The organism is Serratia sp. HMSC15F11 (assembly GCF_001808215.1).
Lineage (GTDB): Bacteria > Pseudomonadota > Gammaproteobacteria > Enterobacterales > Enterobacteriaceae > Serratia > Serratia nevei.
Window position 1 is genome coordinate 106,583 of sequence record NZ_KV792395.1, and the last position, 15,490, is coordinate 122,072.

The 15,490-nt window shown below is 61.9% G+C and carries 13 protein-coding genes; 4 read left to right on the forward strand and 9 right to left on the reverse strand.

From position 1 onward, the window contains the following. Positions 1–107 precede the first annotated feature (107 nt). Positions 108–1,484: an exodeoxyribonuclease VII large subunit gene (xseA, locus tag HMPREF3138_RS03100; protein ID WP_038872505.1), complete on the forward strand. Its 1,377-nt coding sequence runs from the start codon at positions 108–110 to the stop codon at positions 1,482–1,484. A 3-nt stretch (positions 1,485–1,487) separates the two neighbouring features. On the opposite strand, the gene HMPREF3138_RS03105 is transcribed toward xseA, so the two are convergent. Continuing rightward, on the reverse strand, positions 1,488–3,854 hold the full coding sequence (locus HMPREF3138_RS03105) for a glycoside hydrolase family 31 protein (protein WP_038872492.1): 2,367 nt from the start codon (positions 3,852–3,854) through the stop codon (positions 1,488–1,490). 11 nt (positions 3,855–3,865) lie between these two features. After that, positions 3,866–5,176, reverse strand: coding sequence for an MFS transporter (locus tag HMPREF3138_RS03110; RefSeq protein ID WP_033648908.1), 1,311 nt, complete (start codon positions 5,174–5,176; stop codon positions 3,866–3,868). 359 nt (positions 5,177–5,535) lie between these two features. On the opposite strand from HMPREF3138_RS03110, the gene HMPREF3138_RS03115 reads away from it, so the two are divergent. The 3 genes from HMPREF3138_RS03115 to HMPREF3138_RS03125 all read left to right on the forward strand — a co-directional run bounded on the left by HMPREF3138_RS03115 (position 5,536) and on the right by HMPREF3138_RS03125 (position 8,047). Then, positions 5,536–6,618, forward strand: coding sequence for a LacI family DNA-binding transcriptional regulator (locus HMPREF3138_RS03115; RefSeq protein WP_038872496.1), 1,083 nt, complete (start codon positions 5,536–5,538; stop codon positions 6,616–6,618). Positions 6,619–6,680: 62 nt separating this feature from the next. After that, positions 6,681–7,706 (forward strand): M4 family metallopeptidase, encoded by a 1,026-nt coding sequence (locus HMPREF3138_RS03120; RefSeq protein WP_070558785.1) that lies wholly within the window; start codon positions 6,681–6,683, stop codon positions 7,704–7,706. Continuing rightward, a complete protein-coding gene (locus HMPREF3138_RS03125; protein ID WP_033635587.1) occupies positions 7,706–8,047 on the forward strand; it encodes a protealysin inhibitor emfourin in 342 nt (113 codons plus the stop codon). The genes HMPREF3138_RS03120 and HMPREF3138_RS03125 overlap by 1 nt, the downstream gene beginning before the upstream one ends. 4 nt (positions 8,048–8,051) lie before the next feature. Here HMPREF3138_RS03125 and HMPREF3138_RS03130 read toward each other — a convergent pair whose 3' ends face one another. The 7 genes from HMPREF3138_RS03130 to ispG form a co-directional block, all read right to left on the reverse strand. Continuing rightward, on the reverse strand, positions 8,052–8,273 hold the full coding sequence (locus tag HMPREF3138_RS03130) for a zinc ribbon domain-containing protein (protein ID WP_038872500.1): 222 nt from the start codon (positions 8,271–8,273) through the stop codon (positions 8,052–8,054). Between the two features lie 12 nt (positions 8,274–8,285). Continuing rightward, positions 8,286–9,242, reverse strand: coding sequence for an AEC family transporter (locus tag HMPREF3138_RS03135; protein ID WP_038872502.1), 957 nt, complete (start codon positions 9,240–9,242; stop codon positions 8,286–8,288). A gap of 99 nt (positions 9,243–9,341) precedes the next feature. Further along, entirely contained in the window at positions 9,342–10,832 is a 1,491-nt protein-coding gene (der, locus tag HMPREF3138_RS03140) for a ribosome biogenesis GTPase Der (protein WP_019452357.1), read from the reverse strand. Positions 10,833–11,087: 255 nt separating this feature from the next. After that, on the reverse strand, positions 11,088–12,269 hold the full coding sequence (bamB, locus tag HMPREF3138_RS03145) for an outer membrane protein assembly factor BamB (protein WP_038874541.1): 1,182 nt from the start codon (positions 12,267–12,269) through the stop codon (positions 11,088–11,090). 11 nt (positions 12,270–12,280) lie between these two features. Continuing rightward, positions 12,281–12,901 carry a YfgM family protein gene (locus HMPREF3138_RS03150; protein WP_033635592.1) on the reverse strand — a complete coding sequence of 207 codons (621 nt, stop codon included), beginning with the start codon at positions 12,899–12,901 and terminating at the stop codon, positions 12,281–12,283. A 13-nt stretch (positions 12,902–12,914) separates the two neighbouring features. Next, entirely contained in the window at positions 12,915–14,189 is a 1,275-nt protein-coding gene (gene hisS, locus HMPREF3138_RS03155) for a histidine--tRNA ligase (protein WP_025159556.1), read from the reverse strand. 139 nt (positions 14,190–14,328) lie between these two features. Then, complete coding sequence (ispG, locus tag HMPREF3138_RS03160) at positions 14,329–15,450, reverse strand: flavodoxin-dependent (E)-4-hydroxy-3-methylbut-2-enyl-diphosphate synthase (RefSeq protein ID WP_016929756.1); 1,122 nt, start codon at positions 15,448–15,450, stop codon at positions 14,329–14,331. Between the last annotated feature and the right edge of the window lie 40 nt (positions 15,451–15,490).

A 15,490-nucleotide genomic window follows, 5' to 3' on the forward strand; every position in this document is an offset into this window, starting at 1 on the left:
CGGAATCGGTTGCCTCCAGCACTTTCTTACAAAAAGTCTTGATTACCTTTTTCAGCCATGTAGTATCGACCAATTAAGTGATTGTTTTGAAATTTGATCTGGGTCACATGACGCTACCTGTTTCGCCTTCCATTTTTACCGTAAGCCGCCTCAATCAGACGGTTCGCCAACTGCTGGAAATGGAAATGGGGCAGATTTGGCTCTCCGCCGAGATCTCCAACCTCTCCCAGCCCGCCTCCGGCCACTGGTATTTCACGCTGAAAGACGACCGCGCCCAGGTGCGCTGCGCGATGTTCCGCAACAGCAACCGCCGCGTCACCTTCCGGCCGCAAAACGGCCAGCAGGTTCTGGTGCGCGCCAGCATCACGCTGTATGAACCGCGTGGCGACTACCAGCTGATCGCCGAGAGCATGCAGCCCGCCGGCGACGGCCTGCTACAGCAACAGTTCGAGCAGTTGAAACAGCGCCTGAGCGCCGAAGGGCTGTTCGATCAGCAATTCAAGCAGCCGCTGCCCGCACCGGCCAAACGCGTCGGGGTGATCACCTCCGCCAGCGGCGCGGCGCTGCACGATATTCTGCAGGTATTGCAGCGGCGCGATCCGTCGCTGCCGATCGTCATCTACCCCACCTCGGTGCAGGGCGCGGAAGCGCCGATGCAGATCGTGCGCGCCATCGAGACCGCCAACCGCCGCGACGAATGCGACGTGCTGATCGTCGGCCGCGGTGGCGGTTCGCTGGAGGATCTGTGGAGCTTCAACGACGAACGCGTGGCGCGGGCGATCTTCGCCAGCCGCATTCCGATCGTCAGTGCAGTCGGCCATGAAACCGACGTCACCATCGCCGATTTCGTCGCCGATCTGCGCGCGCCGACCCCTTCCGCCGCCGCCGAACTGGTCAGCCGCAATCAGCTTGAGTTGTTGCGCCAGCTGCAGTCACAGCAGCAGCGGCTGGAGATGGCGATGGATTACTACCTGGCGCAGCGCCAGCAGCAGTTCACCCGCATTCACCACCGTTTACAGCAGCAGCATCCGCATCTGCGCCTGGCGCGCCAGCAGACGCTGCTGTTCAAGCTGCAGCGCCGGATGGAAGACGGCATGCAGCAACAGCTGCGCCTGGCCGCCCGCCGCAGCGAACGCGCCCAGCAGCGGCTGGCGCAGGTGCAGCCGCAGGGCCGCATTCACCGCTACCAACAGCGCGTACAGCAGCAGGAATACCGTCTGCAGCAGGCGATGGAGCGGCAGCTCAACGCCTACCGCCAGCGCTTCGGCGTGGCCTGCAGCCAGCTGGAAACCGTCAGCCCGCTGGCGACGCTGGCGCGCGGCTACAGCGTGACGCAAACCCCGCGCGGCGAGCTGCTGAAAACCACCAAACAGGCGCAGGTCGGCGAACTGCTGAAAACCCGCCTGCAGGACGGCTGGGTGGAAAGCGAGGTGAAAACCATCACCGTCGCCAAGAAGCCGCGCAAGAAACGCGCGGCCGAGTAGCCCCTACTCCAGCGTAAAACGCTCGCCCGGTTCGCCGTTCACCCACAGCGCGCGCGTTTCGCCTTCCGGCAGGCTGAGCGCCAGCGTGCGCCAGGCCGGGCGGAAACGCCCTTCCGTCGTGATATCCAGCATGATGCGCTGATTGTCGCAGCGCATTTCCCAGCGCAGCCACAGCGCATCGCCCTGCCGCCAGCCTTCACTTTCACCGTCGTCCTCAAACAGCAGCCCGCTGCTTGCGCCGCAGCCCTTGAGCGGAAACAGCCGCAGCTCGCGCCGATCGTCGGCGGCCACATCCACATGCGCCAGCCGCTGCGACAGCGGCAGCGCCGCCCCGGCGCGCACCAGCAGCGGCAGACGCTCCAGCGGCGCTGCCAGCGTCACCGTCTGGCCGCCGCCGAACCATTGGCCGCTGTAGAAGCAGTACCAGCCTTCGCCGTTGTCCGGCAGATACACCGAACGCCGGCGCTGCCCCGGCTCCACCACGCTGGCCACCAGCAGATCGCGGCCGATCAGAAAATCGTCGTTCTCGCCGAAGGTGCGCGCATCCAGTTCATGATCGAGGAAGGTCGGGCGCAGCATCGGCTCGTCGTCGGCGCAGGCCTGCCATAGCAGGGTGTAGAAATACGGCAGCAGCCGGTAGCGCAGGTTGATCGCCTCACGCACCGCCGGGGTGGCGGCCGGGTACATCCAGGGCTCGTTGACCGTGGCGTCGTCGTTCCAGGAATGAATGGTGAAACGCGGATGCATCACGCCGTTTTGCACCCAGCGCACCAGCAGCTCCGCGTCCGGCTTGTCGCCGGAGAAACCGCCGACGTCGTGGCCGAGGTTATACAGCCCGGACAGGCTCATGCCCAGCCCCATGCGGATGTTGTAGCGCAGCGTCTGCCAGCTGGTGCGGTTGTCGCCGCTCCAGGTCTGCACGTAGCGCTGCATGCCGGCGCAGCCGGAGCGCGAGATCAGGTACGGCCGCTTCTGCGGCGAGAAGCGCTGCTGGGCCTCCATCGAGGCTCGCATCATCAGCAGTGGCATCACCGGGCGGATGTGCTTGATGGCGATCGGCCGTCCGAAACCGTGGCAGCGCGCTTCGCCGTCCCACACTTCGTACTCGTTGTTGTCGTTCCAGGTCGAGTCGATGCCCATCTCCAGCAGCTGCTGCGTGACGCCTTGCTGCCACCAGCGCACCGCCGCCGGGTTGGTGAAGTCGAGGTGCGATCCCTCGTCATCCCAGAAGCTGGAGCGCTCGGGTGCGTCGCTTTGCGAATCGCGGATAAACAGCCCCTGCGCCGCCACCGCCTGATACTGCGGGTGATCCTGCAGCAGGCACGGCTTGATGTTGGCCGCCAGCCTGAGACCGGCGTCGTGAAACGCCTGGCTCAATTGCTTGGGCTGCGGCACCTTGTCGTAATTCCAGTTGAACACGTAGCGCTTGTTGTTGATCGAGGTGTAGCCCGACGACAGCTGGAAGGAGTCGCAGGGAATGGCGTGTTGACGGCACAGCGCGATGAACTGCTGCAGCTGCTGCTGGGCGTCCGGCGCGTCGGTATAGTGCATGGTCGAACCGCTGTAGCCCAGGCTCCACTTCGGCCCGAAGTGGGTGCGGCCGGTCAGGCGCACGAAGGCCTTGGTGACGTCCAATACCTTCGGCCCGAGGAACAGGTAGTAATCCAGATCGCCCGCTTCGGCCAGATAGCGGCGATAGGCCGCGTGGTAGTTGTCGATCTCATTGCCCAGATCCAGCCAGCAGCTGCTCAGGTTGTCGTAAAACAGGCCGAAGCTCGCCTCCGGCCCACGGGTAATGGTGAACGGAATGTGTTTGTACAGCGGATCGGTGCTGGCGGCGTTGTAGCCCATGGCGTCCAGGTTACGCATCTCGAAGCGGCGGCCGGTGCGCTCCAGATCGCCGGCTTTCTCCCCCAGGCCGTAATAGCGCTCATCGGCAAAACGCCGCTGGTAGTGCGCCACGCCGTCGCCGTGCGCATTGAGCAGGTAGGCGCTGGTCGGCCGGTCCGCCGCCAGCGGCCGCCATTCGCCGGCGGCGTTGCAGTGCTCCCATTCCAGCCACAGCGGCTGATGCACCGTCACGCGCAGCCGCGGCGTGCTGACCACCAGCCGATCGCCCTCCTGGCGCAGCTGATAGCCCGGCAGGCTGAAACCGGCGACGCTGAGCCGATCGCGCCCCTCCCAGGGCACATCCTCCTGCGGCGCGATGCTCCAGGTGCGATCCAGCGCCAGCCCGCCCTCACGTTTGATCAACACGCGGAACAGATCGTTTTCCAGCACGTACAGGCAGAAACGGTGGCGTTCATCGACCAGCAGCTCAACGTGGTCGGCATGCTGCGCCGCCAACGTCCAGTTTTTCAAGGTTTTCATAAGCATTCCACTTAGCTGTGTGAAGGTGTTTTCTTACCGCCGCGTTCGGCGATCAGGGCAATCAGGAACAGGGCGCCAATCAGGTCAAAGAAACCCATGGCGATGAACAGCGGGTTGAAGCCGATGGTGTCGGATACCGCGCCGATCAGCAGCGTGAACAGGAAGCTGGCGATCCAGGCGCTGGAGCCGCGCATGCCGTTGACCGTCGCCATCTGGTTTTTATCGAACGATTCCACCACCAAGGCGCTGAGCATGCAGGAGATCACCTGGTGGCCGAAGCCGCCGATCGAGATCAGCGCGATCGCCACATAGGGATCTTGAGCGATCGCCACGAACGCCAGCGACACCATCAGGAAAGCGCCGGTCACCGAGCTGGCAACCACCGAGTTGACGCGGCTGCAGCCGAACCATTTGCGGTACAGGGTGGTGAGATAGCCGCTGGCGACGCTGCCGATATCCGCCGCCAGGAACGGTAACCAGGCGAACATCGCAATCTGTTTCAGATCCATGCCGCGTTCGGTGGCCAGGTACAGCGGCACCCAGAAGCTGAACACCGCCCAGGCCGGTTCGGCGAGAAAGGCCGGGATGGCGATGCCGTAGAACTTCTTGTTCTTGCACAGGCTGGCCAGCGAGGTGAGGAACGGCAGCTTCGGCAGCACCGGCTCGTTGTCTTCGCGGATCAGATCCAGCTCTTGCTGGCTGAGGTTCGGGTGCTGCTGCGGCGAGTGGTAGAACAGCCACCACAGCACCACCCAGATCAGCGCCAGCCCGCCGGAGAACAGGAAGGCGCCCTGCCAGCCGAAGGAGACGTGAGCGATGACGATGATCGGCGGCGCCAGCATGGCGCCGATGGAGAAACCGACGCCCGCCCAGCCGGCGGCGATCGGCCGCTCCTTCTTCGGGAACCAGTCGGAGATCGCCTTGGCGTTGGCCGGGGTGGCCGCCGCCTCCGCGCCCCCCATGAAGAAGCGCAGAATGGCCAGTTGCAGCCAGCTGCCGGCGCCGGCGTGCAGCATGCATACCACCGCCCAAATGCCGGCGCAGATCAGAAAGCCCATCTTCAGGCCGATAACGTCGATCAGCCAGCCGCAGATCGGCTGAAACACCGTGTAGGCCAGCTGGAACGACGCCACCACCCAGGCATATTGCTCGGTGCTCATGTTCAGGCTGGTTTTCAGCTCCGGCGCCAAAATGCCCAGCGAGTTGCGGGTGATGTAGTTGACCGTGACGCCCAGCAAGAACAGCGCCAGCATCCACCAGCGCAGCGATTTGAACTTGCGCCGGCCGCTCTGCGCGACCGCCTGATTGATCTCCACACTCATCGGTTCTCTCCCCGCGGCCGCCGGCGACGGCAACGCGCGTTTTGGTAGGGTACGTTGTGCTATCAAACCAGGGACGGTGAAAACGGGTCGGCGCCGTATCATTGACCGACAGACAATCACAACCCCATGATTTATTTTTTGTTTTCTTTTTCGCACACCGTTAAAATTGGACTGACAGGTCGCTAAAATTGGTGTACCAATGCAGACTACTCAGCGAGAGCGCGCAGCGAAACGGGGTTTTTTGCAAAGATTTTCACAGGCGGGTGAAAAAATAGTCATAATGGGTATGAAAGCCGGTCAAGACGCTGAAAACCCGCGGTGAAAATATTCTCATGGACGAATTTGAAGGAGATCACAGAATGAACGGAAAGCTGAAAATTCAGGAGATCGCTCGCCAAACCGGGTTGTCGATCAGCACCGTTTCCCGCGTGCTGGCGGGCAAGGCCAACACCAGCGCCGAGGCGCGCCGCAAGGTGCTGGACTGTGCGCAGCAAAACGGCATTCTGCAGGGTATTTCCAGCGGCCGGCTGATGCTGAACAACGTGATGGTGTTCGCGCCGCAGCGCGCGTTCGACGTGCGCACCGACATCTTCTACTACAAGGTCATTCAGGGTATCGCCGCCGCGCTGATGGAGCACGAGGTGCGCATCCGCTACTGCGGGCTGGAAGAGCAACACAGCGACGGTGCGCTGTTTCTGGAAAAGATAAGCGACCCGCACACCGAAGCGGCGCTGATCATCGGCATCGACGACGCGCATATCCACACCCTGGCCGCCGATCTGCACAAGCCCTGCGTACTGATCAACTGCAGCGATCGGCAGATGCGGCTGGACAGCGTCTCGCCGGATCATCAGCTGATCGGTGATTACTCCGCCAGCTACCTGTTCCAGCAGGGGCACAGCCATATCCTCAACCTGCAGTGTCTGCGCCGCCACACCATGGAGCTGCGGCTGGCGGGCATCCGGCAGGCCTACGCCCGGCATCATTTGCCGTTCGACGACGGCCGCCATCTGGTCACCACCTCCGGCTTCGGCAGTGAAGAGGCTGAGCAGGCGCTGACCACCTATCTCGATGGCCTCCACGGCCACTCCCCGCTGCCGACGGCGATCCTGGCCGGCGGCGACTACATGGCGGTCGGGGCGGTCAAGGCGCTCAACAAGCGGGGGCTGAACGTGCCGGGCGACGTCTCGGTGATGAGCACCGACGGCTTCAACCTGGCGGAAATCCACGATGTGCCGCTGACCTCGGTGCAGGTTCCGCGCGATGAGCTGGGCTACGAGGCGATCCAACTGCTGCAGCGGCGCATGCTGCGCGCCGACGCGCCGCCGTGCAATCTGCTGCTGCACGGCCGGCTGGCGGTACGCGCCTCGGTGCGGCGCATCAGCCCGCACAAGACCGCGCCGGCGGTGAGCACGCATGACCACAGGCTTTATGACGAGTAGGCTACACTTAGGCACAGTGCATTCATTCGATGAGGTAAAATTTTTGCCTAAGGAGAGCCACTATGCCAGCCCAGCGCATGCGTTCCGTCATTCCTCCCTACATGCTGCGCCGCATCATTGAACACGGCAACGCCCCGCAGCGCGACTGCGCGCTGCACACGCTGAACCACGTGCAAAGCCTGCTCGGCAATAAGCCGCTGCGTTCGCCGACCGAGAAAAACGCCCGAGCCGGTGAAGCGCTCCGCGATATCTACGACGCCCAGAACGGCACCCAGCTGCCCGGCAAACAGGTGCGCAAAGAGGGCCAGCCCAGCAACCACGACGTGGCGGTGGACGAAGCCTACGACTATCTCGGCGTCACCTACGATTTCTTCTGGCAGGCCTACCGCCGCAATTCACTGGATAATAAAGGGCTGCCGCTGGTTGGCAGCGTGCACTACGGCAAGGAGTACCAGAACGCTTTCTGGAACGGCCAGCAGATGGTGTTCGGCGACGGCGACGGCGAGATCTTCAACCGTTTCACCATCGCCATCGACGTGGTCGGCCACGAGCTGGCGCACGGCGTGACCGAGAGCGAAGCCGGGCTGATCTACTACCAGCAGTCCGGGGCGCTCAACGAGTCGTTGTCCGACGTGTTCGGCTCGTTGGTCAAGCAGTTCCACCTGCAGCAAACCGCCGATAAAGCCGACTGGCTGATCGGCGCCGGGCTGCTCGCCAAGGGCATCAAAGGCAAAGGGCTGCGCTCGATGTCGGCACCCGGCACCGCCTACGACGATCCGCTGCTGGGCAAAGACCCGCAGCCCGCCAGCATGAAGGATTATATCCAGACCAAGGAAGACAACGGCGGCGTACACCTCAACTCCGGCATCCCCAACCGCGCCTTCTACCTGGCGGCGACGGCGCTGGGCGGCTTCGCCTGGGAGAAAGCCGGCTACGTCTGGGATGACACGGTGTGCGACAAAGCGCTGCCGCAAAACGCCGACTTCGCCACCTTCGCCCGCGCCACGGTGAAACATGCGCAAGCGCGTTTCGACCAGAGCGTGGCAGACAAGGTGCAGCAAGCCTGGCATCAGGTGGGGGTGGAATAATGAAACCGCTGCCGACGCTCAATCAGGATACGGTCATTGAGCTGGCGCGCGAGGGAGGCTTCGCCTACATTCCCAAACTGGCGGGCCAGCGCCGCATCGCGCTGGCCGATATCACGCCGGAGCAGCGGCAGCGCCTGAATCAGTTGCTGAACCAGACGCTGCCCTATGCGCAGGAAGAAGGCCAGCCCACCTCCCCCGGCTGCGGCGACCAGCGCTACTACCGCGTGCAAATCAACTACACCAGCCCCACCCTGAGCACTGAGATCGTACTGTTAATCCCGGAAAGCAGCGCGCCGCAGGCGCTGGTGGATCTGTGGAAAACCGGCCAGGTGGATGAATGAGGGCTTACAGCGGCTGATAGCTGAAATTCACCCTTTTTTTGGAGATCAGCCCGTGCCCGTTCTGGCACAGGTAATCCACCGCCCCGCAGGCTTTCAATTCTTGCAGCGGCTGCCCGCACTCCGGGCAGCTCGCCAGCTGCCGATAATCGCGGAGGCAGGCTTCACAATGGTAGTGACCCGCTACCCACTTCATGGTCTGACTGCATTGCGGACAGTGCGCTTCCATAACGACTCCAGGTTAAATCGCGCCCCATGAGCGCAAGAAATAGATCCCCAACGCGGTGGTAAAGAACGAACCGACGGTGGTGATGGCAATAATGTTGGCCGCCAGCGTGGCGTTACCGCCCATGGCACGCGTCATCACATAGCTGCCCGAAGCGGTCGGCGTGGCGGAAAACAGGAAGATAATGCCGAGCGCCGCCCCCTGAAACCCGCACAGCCAGCCGGCCAGCGTCATCAGGCACGGCACCAGAAACAGCTTGGCCGCCGACGACAGCGCCGCCACGTTGGACGAGCGGAACATGGCGCGAAAATCCAGGCTGGCGCCGGTGCACAGCAGCGCCAGCGGCAACGACAGCGCGGAGATATAGCTGCCGGTCTGGCGGATCACGGTCGGGATGCCCAGCCCGGTTTGCGCATACAGCAGCCCGCACACCAGGCCGATGATCAGCGGGTTGGTAACGATGCTGCGCAGCAGCGACAGGTGGCTGATTTTCTTGCCCTGCCCGCCCTGCAGGCTGCGCGTGAGGGTGATGACCGACAGCACGTTGAACAGGATCACCGTCACCGTCAGGTACAGCGAGGCGAGCGCAATGCCTTCGCTGCCGTAGGCGGTCATGGCGTAGGCCAGGCCGACGATGGCGGTATTGGCGCGGAAACCGCCCTGCACGAACACCCCGCGCTCACGCGGTTCTTTCACCAACCACTTGGCGGCCAGCTCCAAGAGCAGGAAGGTCGCCAGCGTGCCAACCGCGCCGAACAACACCAGCGGCAGGTTGTCGAGCAGCTGCGGGTGGTTGGTGGCGATGCTGAAAAACAGCAGGCACGGCAGCGCCAGATTGAACACCAGGCGGGTCGCGCCGTCGACAAAGCGGTCATCCATCAGGCGCCAATGGCGCAGCAGGATCCCCAGCAGCATCATCAATAAATTCGGCACGGTGACGTTGAACGCAAAACTCCAGGTTTCCCAGGACATGGTGTTCCTTCAGGTAGGCGAGGTAATCTTCAGATAATAAAACGATTTCGGGCCAATAAAAAAGGGGCGCGGCATCACTGCCGCGCCCCTCATGAGCGATTACTTGCTCTTTTTCAGGTGGCTCATCAGGCGCTTGCGCTTGCGCATCTGGGTCGGCGTCAGCAGGTTGCGTTTGCCGGCGAACGGGTTGTCCCCCTCTTTGAACTGGATGCGGATCGGCGTCCCCATCACGTTCAGCGAGCGGCGGAAGTAGTTCATCAGGTAGCGTTTGTACGAATCGGCCAGATCGCTGACCTGGTTGCCGTGGATCACCACGATCGGCGGGTTGTAACCGCCGGCGTGGGCATATTTCAGCTTCACGCGGCGGCCGCGCACCAACGGCGGCTGGTGATCGTCAACCGCCATCTGCATGATTTTGGTCAGCATCGAGGTGTTTACGCGACGGGTTGCGCACTCGTAGGCTTCCTGTACCGATTCGAACAGGTTGCCGACGCCGCTGCCGTGCAGCGCGGAAATGAAGTGCACGCGCGCGAAGTCGACGAAGCCCAGACGCAGATCGAGCATCTCTTTCACGTGCTCGCGATCTTCTTCGCTCATGCCGTCCCACTTGTTGACCGCAATCACCAGTGAGCGCCCACTATTGAGGATAAAGCCGAGCAGCGAAAGATCCTGATCGGAGATGCCTTCACGCGCGTCGATCACCAGCAGCACGACGTTGGCGTCTTCAATCGCCTGCAGGGTTTTGATCACCGAGAACTTCTCGACGGTTTCAGTCACCTTGCCGCGTTTACGCACCCCGGCGGTGTCGATCAGCACATATTCGCGTTCGTCGCGCACCATCGGAATGTAGATGCTGTCGCGGGTGGTGCCCGGCATGTCGTACACCACCACGCGCTCCTCGCCGAGGATACGGTTAGTGAGCGTAGACTTACCAACGTTCGGGCGACCGACGATCGCCAGTTTGATCGGCAGATCCTGCGGGTTAAACTCTTCTTCCGGCTCTTCGTCTTCTTCGCCTTCCAGCGTTTCGCCGTTTTGCTCGGCCCAGTAAGCGGCGTTGGCCTCTTCCTCGGTCAGCTCGACGTCTTCCGGTTTTTCCGGCACGAACGGCACCAGCACGTGTTCGATCAGCTGGGTCACGCCGCGGCCGTGGGAAGCGGCGATAGCGAACACTTCACCCAGGCCGAGCGAGTAGAAATCGGCGGTGGCGGTATCCGGATCCAGCCCGTCGGTCTTGTTGGCCACCAGGAAGGTCGCTTTCTGGCGGCTGCGCAGGTGTTGGGCGATGCCCTGATCCGCCGGCATCAGGCCGGCGCGGGCGTCGACCATGAACAGCACGATGTCCGCTTCTTCGATCGCCAGCAGCGACTGACCGGCCATGCGCGTTTCAACGCCGTCTTCGGTGCCGTCGATACCGCCGGTATCGACGATGATGAATTCATTGCCTTCGATTTCAGCACGACCATACTTGCGGTCACGCGTCAGCCCCGGGAAATCCGCCACCAGCGCATCACGCGTATGGGTTAAACGGTTGAACAAGGTGGATTTACCCACATTCGGGCGCCCGACCAGCGCGACGACAGGTATCATTGTTGAAGCCTCATTACTTAATAATCAATGCGTTACTGCACTGTGGATAGACACCAGCGGTGCAGCTTATAAAATACGAAACGGCCCCTGAACATTCAGGAGCCGTTTTCCCCTTCATCTTTCGCGCCACAGCGACCTTGTCTGCGCACCTTCGCCTCGGTCACTTAGTTCACTAAGCTCCCGAGGGCTCATGCGCTTGCCGCCTGGCTGCAACCCGAAATCTTTCGGGCGCAAGAAGGGTCACGACGAGCGGCGTTAGCGGGTGAAAGCGTAAACTTTCCCGCCGCGAGCCTGGATGACCAGCTTGTCGCCGGCCACCATCGGCGCAGACAGGAAGCCGGAGCTGTCCACTTCCTGCTGGGCGACAAAACGGCCATCGGTGGTGTTGATCCAGTGCAGATAGCCTTCGGCGTCACCGGTCACCAGATAACCATTATACATCACCGGCGGCGTCAGGTTGCGGTGCAGCAGATCGCTCTGCGTCCATACGGTCACGCCGCCTTCGGTGCTGAGCGCGACTACGCGATCGTTCTGGTCGATCAGGTAGATGCGGCCCGCGTCGACGATGAAATCGTTCACCGAACCCAGCTCGCGTTTCCAGATAATCTGGCCGGAACGCAGATCCAGCGCCGTCAGGTTGCCGTTGTAACCCAGCGCGTAGACCACGCCATCAACGATCACCGGCGTGGTATCCACGTCGTTCAGGCGATCGATTTCGGTTGCGCCGCTCGGCTGGGAAATGCGCTGTTGCCAGATAATCTGACCCTGCTGCATCAACACGGCGCTGACGCGGCCGTTGTCACCGCCGACGATGGCGGCGCCAAAGGCGACGGCCGGCGCGGATTCACCGCGCAGCGACAGCGAAGGCATGTCCAGGTTAACCGTCCACTTCACCGCGCCATCGGCTTCGTTCAGCGCCTGCAGCATGCCGTTGGAGGTGTGCACCAACACCATGCCGTCGCTGACAACCGGACGGGAGATCGCTTCACCGGCCACTTTGGTCTGCCAGGCGATGGCACCGTCGGCGGTGTTCAATGCGTAAACCACCGCTTTTTCGCTGCCGACGTAAACCTTGTCACCCGCGACCGTCAGGCCGCCCGACAGCAGCGCAGACAGGTTGCTGGAGAAGAAGCCGGTCTTCTCTGAGAGATTGACCTTCCACTTCTCGTTGCCGCTGTCGGCGTCCATCGCTTTCACGATGCCGAAGCGATCGGCGGCGTAAATGGTGCTGTCCTGATAGGCCGGACGCAGGTGGGAGTAATACTCACCGATACCGTCGCCCACCGAGGTGCTCCACGCCTTGTTCGGCGTAAACTGATTTTCAACTTTCGGCAACGGCGACATGGTAACCACGTCTTCTTCGCTGTTAAACAGCGAGCAACCACTCAGCAAGGCAGCGGAAACCAGTCCGACCAAGAGTGTTTTACGCAATTGCATGGGAATTCCCCTTAGCTGGACAAGTTATTCAATTTCATGCGCAGCAGAACCTGCAGCGCCTGAGAAGCGTTGGACTCAATGCCTTTGCTGTAAGCTTCGCGCGCGCCCTTGGCGTCGCCCTTGGCCAGCAGCACATCGCCGCGCACATCCTGCATCATCGCCGCCCAGCCTTCGCCTTTCACGCCATCCAGCGTTTTCAGCGCTTCATCCAGCTTTTTCTCCTGCAGCTGGACGCGCGCCAGACGCAGATCGATCATCGCCAACAGGTTGTCGTCTTTGGTCTGGCCCTGCGCCAGCGCCAGTTGTTGTTCCGCCTTGGCGAAATCATTCTGTTCGACAAAGTGCTTGGCCAACTGCAGCGCGGCCAATACGCCGTAGCTGTTGCCGTTAGCCTGGACAAATTTCTCCGCGGCAGCCACGTCATCCGGCTTGCCGGCCGCCAGACGATCGCTGGCTTCCTGATAGGATTGCGACGCAGCCATCATGTTGGAGTTTTCATGGCTCTGCCAGTAACGCCAGCCAACCAGGGCACCAATTCCGAGCACCACGCCCACCGCCAGCGCTTTGCCGTTCTCGGCAAAGAACCGACGCAGTGCGTCGACTTGTTCGTTTTCAGTGGTATAGACTTCCACGGTGTCCTTCTCCTTAACCTAACATCAAAGCCAGACGCGCAGCGACTTCGCTTTGCGCCAGCGTTTCTTGTTCACCACTGCGCAGGTCTTTCACCACCACCTGCTGCGCCGCCACTTCGCTCTCACCCAGGATCAGCGCGATGCGCGCGCCCCATTTGTCCGCACGAGTGATCTGCTTCTTGAAGTTGCCGCCGCCGTAATTGGTCATCAGCTTCAGCTGCGGCGCCGCATCGCGCACCTGTTCAGCCAGCTGCATCGCCGCGCTCTGGGTGCCCGCGCCGGAAGAGATGACGTACACGTCGATAGCCGACGGCGCCTTGAATTCCGGGTTAACCGCCTGCACCAGCAACACCAGGCGCTCGAGGCCCATGGCGAAACCGACCGCCGGGGTGGCACGGCCGCCCAATTGCTCGACCAGGCCGTCGTAACGGCCGCCCGCGCAGACGGTGCCCTGCGCGCCCAGGCTGGTGGTTACCCACTCAAACACGGTGCGGTTGTAGTAATCCAGACCGCGCACCAGGCGCTCGTTAACGGTATATGGGATACCTGCCTGCGCCAAAAGTTCACACAGACCGGCGAAGTGAGCACGGGATTCTTCGTCCAGGTACTCGGACAGGCGCGGCGCGTCGTTCAACAGCGCCTGCACCTCAGGATTCTTGGAGTCCAGCACGCGCAGCGGGTTGCTGTACATGCGGCGTTTGCAGTCTTCGTCCAGCACCTCGACGTGCTGCTCCAGGAACGCCACCAGCGCGTCGCGGTAGTTGGCGCGTGCCTCCAGCGAACCGATGGAGTTCAGCTCCAGCTTGACGTGCTCGGCGATGCCCAGCGCTTTCCACCAGCGGGCCGTCAGCAAGATCAGCTCGGCGTCGATGTCCGGGCCTTGCAGGCCGAACACTTCCGCACCCAGCTGATGGAACTGACGGTAGCGGCCCTTCTGCGGGCGCTCGTAGCGGAACATCGGGCCGATGTACCACAGACGCTGTTCCTGATTGTACAGCAGACCATGTTCGATGCCGGCGCGCACGCAGCCAGCCGTCCCTTCCGGACGCAGCGTCAGGCTTTCGCCGTTGCGGTCTTCGAAGGTATACATCTCTTTTTCCACGACGTCGGTCACTTCGCCGATCGCGCGTTTGAATAACGGGGTCTGCTCTACAATCGGCAACCGGATTTCGCTGTAACCGTAGCTGCCCAGCACCTGCTTGAGGGTGCCTTCAATACGCTGCCATAATGCCGTTTCTTCCGGCAGGTAGTCGTTCATGCCGCGAATGGCTTGAATGTTCTTTGCCACGTGAGTTCTCTGTCCGTTGTCTGTAAAAATGAACCCGATTATAGGGACTTTGCCGCCCGGTATTCAACGCGGATGCGGTTTTCTGCCCTTCAGGTTCATAAACAAGCGGGCCAACAGGCCCGCCGCGTAGCGATAACGCTTATTTTTCCAGCAGGTTGACCGTGATGCGGTTGCTTTCGTCCATCATCGCGGCCTTGGCGCGAATTTTCGCTTCCAGCTGGTCGATCATCTGTTCGTTGTCGAAACGCTCTTTCTGGCGCACGCCGTCTTCATAGAAGCCGCTCTTCTTGTGGCCGCCGGTCACGCCCATGGTGGACACCAGCGCTTCGCCCGGGCCGTTCACCACGCAGCCGATGATCGAAACGTCCATCGGCGTGATGATGTCTTCCAGGCGCTGCTCCAGCGCGTTCACCGTGCCGATCACGTCGAACTCCTGACGCGAACAGGTCGGGCAGGCGATGAAGTTGATGCCGCGCGCGCGGATGCGCAGCGACTTCAGGATATCGAAACCGACCTTCACTTCTTCGACCGGATCCGCCGCCAGCGAGATGCGCAGGGTGTCGCCGATGCCTTCAGACAGCAGCATGCCCAGGCCGATGGCCGATTTGACCGACCCGCTGCGTGCGCCGCCGGCTTCGGTGATGCCCAGATGCAGCGGCTGATCGATGCGCGAGGCCAGCAGGCGGTAAGATTGCACCGCCAGGAACACGTCCGACGCCTTGACGCTGACCTTGAACTGGTCGAAGTTGAGGCGATCGAGGATGTCCACGTGGCGCATGGCAGATTCCAGCAGCGCTTCCGGCGTCGGTTCGCCGTACTTTTCCTGCAGATCTTTCTCCAGCGAGCCGCCGTTGACGCCGATGCGAATCGGGATGTTCTTGTCGCGGGCGCAGTCCACCACCGAGCGAATGCGCGATTCGTTACCGATGTTGCCCGGGTTGATGCGCAGGCAGTCTACGCCGTATTCGGCAACCTGCAGCGCGATGCGATAATCGAAATGGATATCGGCGACCAGCGGCACGTTGACCTGCTGCTTGATCAGCTTGAACGCCTCGGCGGCGTCCATGGTAGGAACCGAAACGCGGACGATGTCGACGCCCACGCGCTCCAGCGCTTTGATCTGATTAACCGTTGCTTCAACATCGGTGGTACGGGTGTTGGTCATCGACTGCACGGCAATCGGCGCGCCATCACCAATAGGCACCTTGCCGACGTAAATGCGTGTAGATTTTCGACGGTTGATGGGCGCTTGGTTATGCATTACTTACTCTCCATTGCTGCTCTGACATCACGACCGGGGC

Bases quoted from the DNA above. Each gene is read 5' to 3' on its own strand.
- HMPREF3138_RS03105 (WP_038872492.1), bottom strand. From the start codon at position 3,854: ATGAAAACCTTGAAAAACTGGACGTTGGCGGCGCAGCATGCCGACCAC.
- bamB (WP_038874541.1), bottom strand. From the start codon at position 12,269: ATGCAATTGCGTAAAACACTCTTGGTCGGACTGGTTTCCGCTGCCTTG.
- der (WP_019452357.1), bottom strand. From the start codon at position 10,832: ATGATACCTGTCGTCGCGCTGGTCGGGCGCCCGAATGTGGGTAAATCC.
- HMPREF3138_RS03115 (WP_038872496.1), top strand. From the start codon at position 5,536: ATGAACGGAAAGCTGAAAATTCAGGAGATCGCTCGCCAAACCGGGTTG.
- ispG (WP_016929756.1), bottom strand. From the start codon at position 15,450: ATGCATAACCAAGCGCCCATCAACCGTCGAAAATCTACACGCATTTAC.
- HMPREF3138_RS03110 (WP_033648908.1), bottom strand. From the start codon at position 5,176: ATGAGTGTGGAGATCAATCAGGCGGTCGCGCAGAGCGGCCGGCGCAAG.
- HMPREF3138_RS03135 (WP_038872502.1), bottom strand. From the start codon at position 9,242: ATGTCCTGGGAAACCTGGAGTTTTGCGTTCAACGTCACCGTGCCGAAT.
- HMPREF3138_RS03125 (WP_033635587.1), top strand. From the start codon at position 7,706: ATGAAACCGCTGCCGACGCTCAATCAGGATACGGTCATTGAGCTGGCG.
- xseA (WP_038872505.1), top strand. From the start codon at position 108: ATGACGCTACCTGTTTCGCCTTCCATTTTTACCGTAAGCCGCCTCAAT.
- HMPREF3138_RS03120 (WP_070558785.1), top strand. From the start codon at position 6,681: ATGCCAGCCCAGCGCATGCGTTCCGTCATTCCTCCCTACATGCTGCGC.
- HMPREF3138_RS03130 (WP_038872500.1), bottom strand. From the start codon at position 8,273: ATGGAAGCGCACTGTCCGCAATGCAGTCAGACCATGAAGTGGGTAGCG.